At 59.1% G+C, this 5477-nt stretch carries 4 protein-coding genes; 2 read left to right on the top strand and 2 right to left on the bottom strand.

Annotated elements, in window-relative coordinates:
* Window positions 1-106 precede the first annotated feature (106 nt).
* Both AC1DH9_RS25925 and AC1DH9_RS25930 read left to right on the top strand, forming a co-directional pair.
* Window positions 107-2188, top strand: coding sequence for a putative bifunctional diguanylate cyclase/phosphodiesterase (locus AC1DH9_RS25925; protein WP_427536939.1), 2082 nt, complete (start codon window positions 107-109; stop codon window positions 2186-2188).
* 259 nt (window positions 2189-2447) lie between these two features.
* Complete coding sequence (locus AC1DH9_RS25930) at window positions 2448-3230, top strand: SDR family oxidoreductase (protein WP_477809052.1); 783 nt, start codon at window positions 2448-2450, stop codon at window positions 3228-3230.
* On the opposite strand, the gene AC1DH9_RS25935 is transcribed toward AC1DH9_RS25930, so the two are convergent.
* Both AC1DH9_RS25935 and mapR read right to left on the bottom strand, forming a co-directional pair.
* Window positions 3152-3769, bottom strand: a complete 618-nt coding sequence (locus tag AC1DH9_RS25935; RefSeq protein WP_477809053.1) for a hypothetical protein — start codon at window positions 3767-3769, stop codon at window positions 3152-3154. The genes AC1DH9_RS25930 and AC1DH9_RS25935 overlap by 79 nt on opposite strands.
* 228 nt (window positions 3770-3997) lie before the next feature.
* A complete protein-coding gene (mapR, locus tag AC1DH9_RS25940; protein ID WP_427536933.1) occupies window positions 3998-5407 on the bottom strand; it encodes a GntR family transcriptional regulator MpaR in 1410 nt (469 codons plus the stop codon).
* Window positions 5408-5477: the final 70 nt, after the last annotated feature.

Genomic DNA, 5477 nt, shown 5'->3' on the forward strand with positions numbered 1-5477 from the left:
CTATTGGTCACTTTGTGAGTGCGTTCGTTGATGGAATCAGTACAATCGCGCACTTTGCCCCAACGAGCATGGATGCAGTCCTGCGGGGCGGTCACGAGAAGTTCTGATGCTCATCGGTAGCTATTCCCCCGCGCTGGTTCTGATCTCCCTTTGCGTGGCGATTCTTGCCTCCTATACCGCCCTGGACCTGACCGGTCGCATTGCAACCGCCAAAGGCCACGCAGTTCACTTTTGGACGGCGGGTGGCGCGTTGGCCATGGGCATCGGCGTCTGGTCGATGCACTTCATTGGCATGCTGGCGTTCAGGTTGCCGCTCATCCTCGGCTACGATATCGGCATCACCGCGTTATCGCTGGCAATCGCCATTCTGTCCTGCGGGTTCGCGCTGTGGCTGGTCAGCCAGCCGCGTTTGCCGCACTGGCATCTGGCGTTTGGCGCATTGATCATGGGCGCGGGCATCAGCGGCATGCATTACACCGGCATGGCCGCCATGCGCATGCAGCCGGGTATCGATTACGATCCGACATTGTTTGGTGCTTCGCTGGCGATCGCGGTCGGCGCTTCAGCCGCGGCATTGTGGATTGCCTTTCGTTTACGCCAGAACACCCCGTATGTGCGCCTCGTTCGTGGCGGCGCCGCGGTGATCATGGGCATCGCGATTGTCGGCATGCACTACACAGGGATGGCGGCAGCGCAATTTGCCGATGGCAGCTATTGCGGCGCGGCAGTCGACGGTTTCAGTGGCAAGGGCCTGGACAATCTGGTGCTGGTCACCACTCTGGCGGTGTTGAGCATCGCGCTGCTGACGTCGATCCTCGATGCACGCCTGGAAGCACGCACCGCCGAGTTGGCCAACTCCCTGACCCTGGCCAACCGTGAACTTACCCAACTGGCGTTACACGATCCCCTGACGGGGTTGCCGAACCGTGTGTTGCTGGCCGACCGCATCGATCAAGCCATGCATGTGGTGCAGGAGCAGGGCGGTTGTTTCGCGTTGATGTTCATTGATCTTGATGGTTTCAAACCGGTCAACGATGCTTTTGGTCACCATATAGGCGACCAGTTGCTGCGTGAAGTCGGCGTACGTTTGCGCGAGGACCTGCGCAGCCAGGACACGCTGGCGCGGATTGGCGGTGACGAGTTCGTGTTGCTGGTGCAACTCGCCGAGCCTGATGATGCCTTGCGCCTGGCGGCGCGTCAGGTGGGTTTGATCGGGCGGGCGTTCCGGGTGGCTGAACACGACTTGCAGATCTCTGCCAGCGTTGGCATTGCCGTATACCCTGGCAACGGACAGACTCCGCAAGAGCTGCTGATGAACGCCGACGCGGCGATGTATCACGCCAAGGGTGCCGGCAAGAACGGCTACAGCTTCTTCGATGCCTCGATGAATACCAACGCCCGCAAGCAACTGCAAATACTCCAGGATTTGCGTAATGCGGTCGAGCACCAGCAATTCAGCCTGCACTACCAACCCAAGTTTGACGCCAGCAATGGTCTGCCAGTCGGTGCCGAAGCCTTGCTGCGTTGGGAGCACCCGACCCAGGGCACGCTGCTGCCGGACAAGTTCATCGAACTGGCGGAGAAAACCGGGTTGATCATCCCCATCGGCGACTGGGTGCTCAACGAAGCCTGCCGGCAAATGAGCCTCTGGCACAGCCAGGGGTATACCCAGTGGCGTATTGCGGTGAATCTCTCGGCGTTGCAGTTCTGTCATGCCGGGCTGGTTCAGAGCGTCGCCAAAGCCCTGGCCACTCACCGTTTGCCCGCTAACAGCCTGACCCTGGAAATTACCGAAACCACCGCCATGAGTGATGCCGACGCGAGCATGACGGTGCTCCAGCAACTGTCGGAAATGGGTGTCGACCTGTCGATTGATGACTTCGGTACCGGTTACTCGAGCTTGATGTACCTCAAGCGCCTGCCGGCCAATGAGCTGAAGATCGACCGTGGTTTTGTCCGTGACCTTGAGCGCGACAGCGATGACGCGGCGATCGTCTCGGCCATCGTCGCCCTTGGGCAGGCGCTGGGTTTGCGCATCGTCGCCGAAGGCGTGGAAACCGATGTGCAACAGGACTTCCTGACTCAGCTAGGCTGTGATTCCTTGCAGGGCTACCTGCTCGGTCACCCGTTACCGGCCGACAGGTTCATGGTCGATATCCACCGGGCCGAGCAATTGGTGACGGGTTGAACGCAGCAGGCGACCCGTAGCAACTGCCGAGCCTGCGAGGCTGCGTTCGGCTGCGAAGCAGTCGTAAACCCGGAGTGCAGGATTTTCCTGGAGCACCGTGGTGACTGACTTTACGACTGCTGCGCAGCCGAACGCAGCCTCGCAGGCTCGGCAGCTGCTACAGGTTGAGCGCAGGCCCAGGGGATTGAGGCCATGCAAAACCCGGCGTTGGCGGTTATTCTTGCGGCGCAAGGTTTCGGGTTTGAATGGGGGAATCAGCATGGACAAAGTCATCGTTATCACCGGCGCCAGTCGCGGTATCGGCGCTGCTACAGCGCTCCTGGCGGCTGAGCAGGGCTATCGAATCTGCATCAACTACCAGGCCGACGAGCTGGCCGCGCAACAGGTCCTCGAGCAAGTCCGTGCGCTCGGCGCCCAGGCGATTGCAGTGCGCGCTGATGTCAGCATCGAAGATGAAGTGATCAGCCTGTTCCACCGCGTCGACACCGAACTGGGCCGTGTCACTGCGCTGGTGAACAACGCCGGCACCGTCGGGCAAAAGTCGCGGGTCGATGAAATGTCCGAATTCCGCATTCTGAAAACCCTGAAAACCAACGTTCTGGCACCAATTCTCTGTGCCAAGCATGCACTGCTGCGCATGTCACCCAAACATGGCGGGCAGGGCGGCAGCATCGTCAACGTCTCCTCGGTCGCCTCACGCCTCGGCTCGCCGGGCGAATATGTCGACTACGCAGCTTCCAAGGGGGCGCTGGATACGTTCACCATCGGCCTGTCCAAGGAAGTCGCCGGCGAAGGCATCCGCGTCAACGCCGTGCGTCCCGGCTACATCTACACCGACTTCCATGCCCTGAGCGGCGATCCGGATCGGGTCAGCAAGCTTGAATCGGGCATTCCCATGGCCCGCGGAGGCCGCCCGGATGAAGTGGCCGAGGCGATTAWCTGGTTGCTGTCGGACAAGGCTTCTTATGCGACCGGGACGTTTATTGACCTGGGTCGCACAATCACGTGCGACTCATTCTGCACTCCGAACTCCTCTTCGTAGAGTAGGCGGCCGCTTTTTGCAAAGCTTGTCCAGCGGGCATGAAGTATTCTTTCGGGTTGATAAAATACAACGGGCAACCCTGGCTCGGGAATCTTGGATGGGTCAATCTCCTCACCGATAATAGACGGTGTGAGAGGCTGACGCAGAGGCGTCAGTTCGGGAACTATGGCAAAGGTGGTGATGGCCGAGTTTTTTTCAGGTTCTGAAGTAGACGAAACTCGATATTCAACAGTGCAATGTGTAATGTTTTCTTCTGTGATGTTTTCTCTAATCAAACTCTTCGGCAGGACGATGTCAATTGCTGTGCTTGTGTCATGCACTACGAATGTGTCGGTGTGTTCTGTGTTTCCTTTGAAAAATAATGTGACAAGGTCGCCTTTTGCAATGCCTGCGTCAGTTTGTATTCGCACGATTGCACCGGATTCGGGTACAGCGTTCGTATAAAGAATAGTTGCTTTGTCGGCATCTACCACGACCGCCTTCGGTAGCACATTTGTTCCTGGGAAGTAGCGACTTGATAGGTCTTTAGTATTAGTCATAAAGCTTCCGCCAGTGGATTGCCAAGTGGGTAGTCAGGTTTATAAATACGCGAAAAGTGATGCGCTGATAGAGTAAGTGCCCTGAAGAGAATCCTGTCTACTGTCAGAAATAACAGGTGGGCTGTATTTTTTTTGACCGTTGGGCAGGTATCTGGCGATGTTGAACGGTATGACGTTAGGGAGGGGGCGCCAACCGAGAACCTGACAGTCTCGGTGGCAACACAGCGTTCAGAACGACCGCACAATCCGCCCCAACGTTTCCATGGCCTTCTCGGCATCCTCGGTCCACGGGCTGCCGTAGTTCAAGCGAATACAATTTCTGAACCGCTGGGTCGGTGAAAAGATCGGTCCCGGCGCAATGCTGATGCCTTGGGCCAATGCCATCTGGAACAACTTCAACGAATCCATCTGCGATGGCAATTCCAGCCACAGGAAGTAGCCGCCGGCCGGCTGGCTGACGCGGGTCTGGGCCGGGAAGTAGCGGGCGATGGCCGCAAGCATGGCGCTTTGCTGTTCTTCGAGGGCGTAGCGCAGTTTGCGCAGGTGGCGGTCGTAGCCGCCGTGTTGCAGGTAATCGGCGATTGCCGCCTGGGCCGGCATCGAGGCGCAGAGCGAGGTCATCAGCTTCAGGCGTTCGATTTTCTGCGCGTAGCGCCCGGCGGCAACCCAACCGATGCGGTAACCGGGCGCGAGGCTTTTGGCGAACGAGCCGCAATGCATCACCAGCCCTTCGGTGTCGAAGGCTTTGGCCGGTTTCGGCGCTTGCTGGCCGTAATAAAGCTCGGCGTAGACATCGTCCTCGATCAGCGGCACTTGATGGCTGCGCAACAACTCGACCAGTTCCTGTTTCTTGGCCTCGGGCATGGTTGCGCCCATGGGGTTCTGGAAACTGGTCATGCACCAGCAGGCTTTGATCGGGTGGCGTTCGAGGGTTTGCGCCAACACGCCGAGGTCGATCCCGTCGCGCGGGTGCACAGGGATTTCCACCGCTTTGAGTTTGAGTCGCTCAAGCACCTGAAGGCTGGCGTAGAACGCCGGGGCTTCGATGGCCACCAGGTCGCCGGGTTCGGTCACGGCTTGCAGGCACAGGTTCAGCGCTTCCAGTGCGCCGTTGGTGATCAGCAGTTCTTCCATGGGCAGCATCAGGCCGCCGACCATGTAGCGCAGGGCGATTTGCCGACGCAATTGCGGATTGCCCGGCGACATGTCGGTGACCACCATGCGGGGGTCCATTTCCCTGGCGGCACTGGCCAGCGAGCGTGACAGGCGTTGCAGTGGAAACAGCGTCGGGCTCGGGAAGGCCGAGCCGAAGGGCACGGTGTTCGGGTCCTTGATTGAATCGAGGACCGAGAACACCAGCTCACTGACGTCGACTTCGGTGGATTCATTGACCTGGCTGCTGATCACCGGTTCCGAGAACGGGCTTGGCGCGTGGGCGTTGACGAAGTAGCCGGAGCGCGGTCGGGCGCGGATCAGCCCGCGACGCTCCAGCAGGTAATAAGCCTGGAACACCGTGGACGGGCTGACCCCGTAAGTCTGGCTGGCGTAACGCACCGAAGGTACACGCTGGCCGGGGCCGAGCACCCCGGAACGGATCAGTTCAGCAATATCGTCAGCGAATTTTTCGTAGCGTTTCATCGAAAGCCCGATTGATGTCATTCAGAAAAATCCAGGTGGCTTCTTCGCGAGCAGGCTCGCTCCCACAGGT

It is taken from the genome of Pseudomonas sp. 05T35 (assembly GCF_056396605.1).

Excerpts from the sequence above, each read along its gene's own strand:
- AC1DH9_RS25925 (WP_427536939.1), top strand. The coding sequence starts at position 107 with ATGCTCATCGGTAGCTATTCCCCCGCGCTGGTTCTGATCTCCCTTTGC.
- mapR (WP_427536933.1), bottom strand. The coding sequence starts at position 5,407 with ATGAAACGCTACGAAAAATTCGCTGACGATATTGCTGAACTGATCCGT.
- AC1DH9_RS25935 (WP_477809053.1), bottom strand. The coding sequence starts at position 3,769 with ATGACTAATACTAAAGACCTATCAAGTCGCTACTTCCCAGGAACAAAT.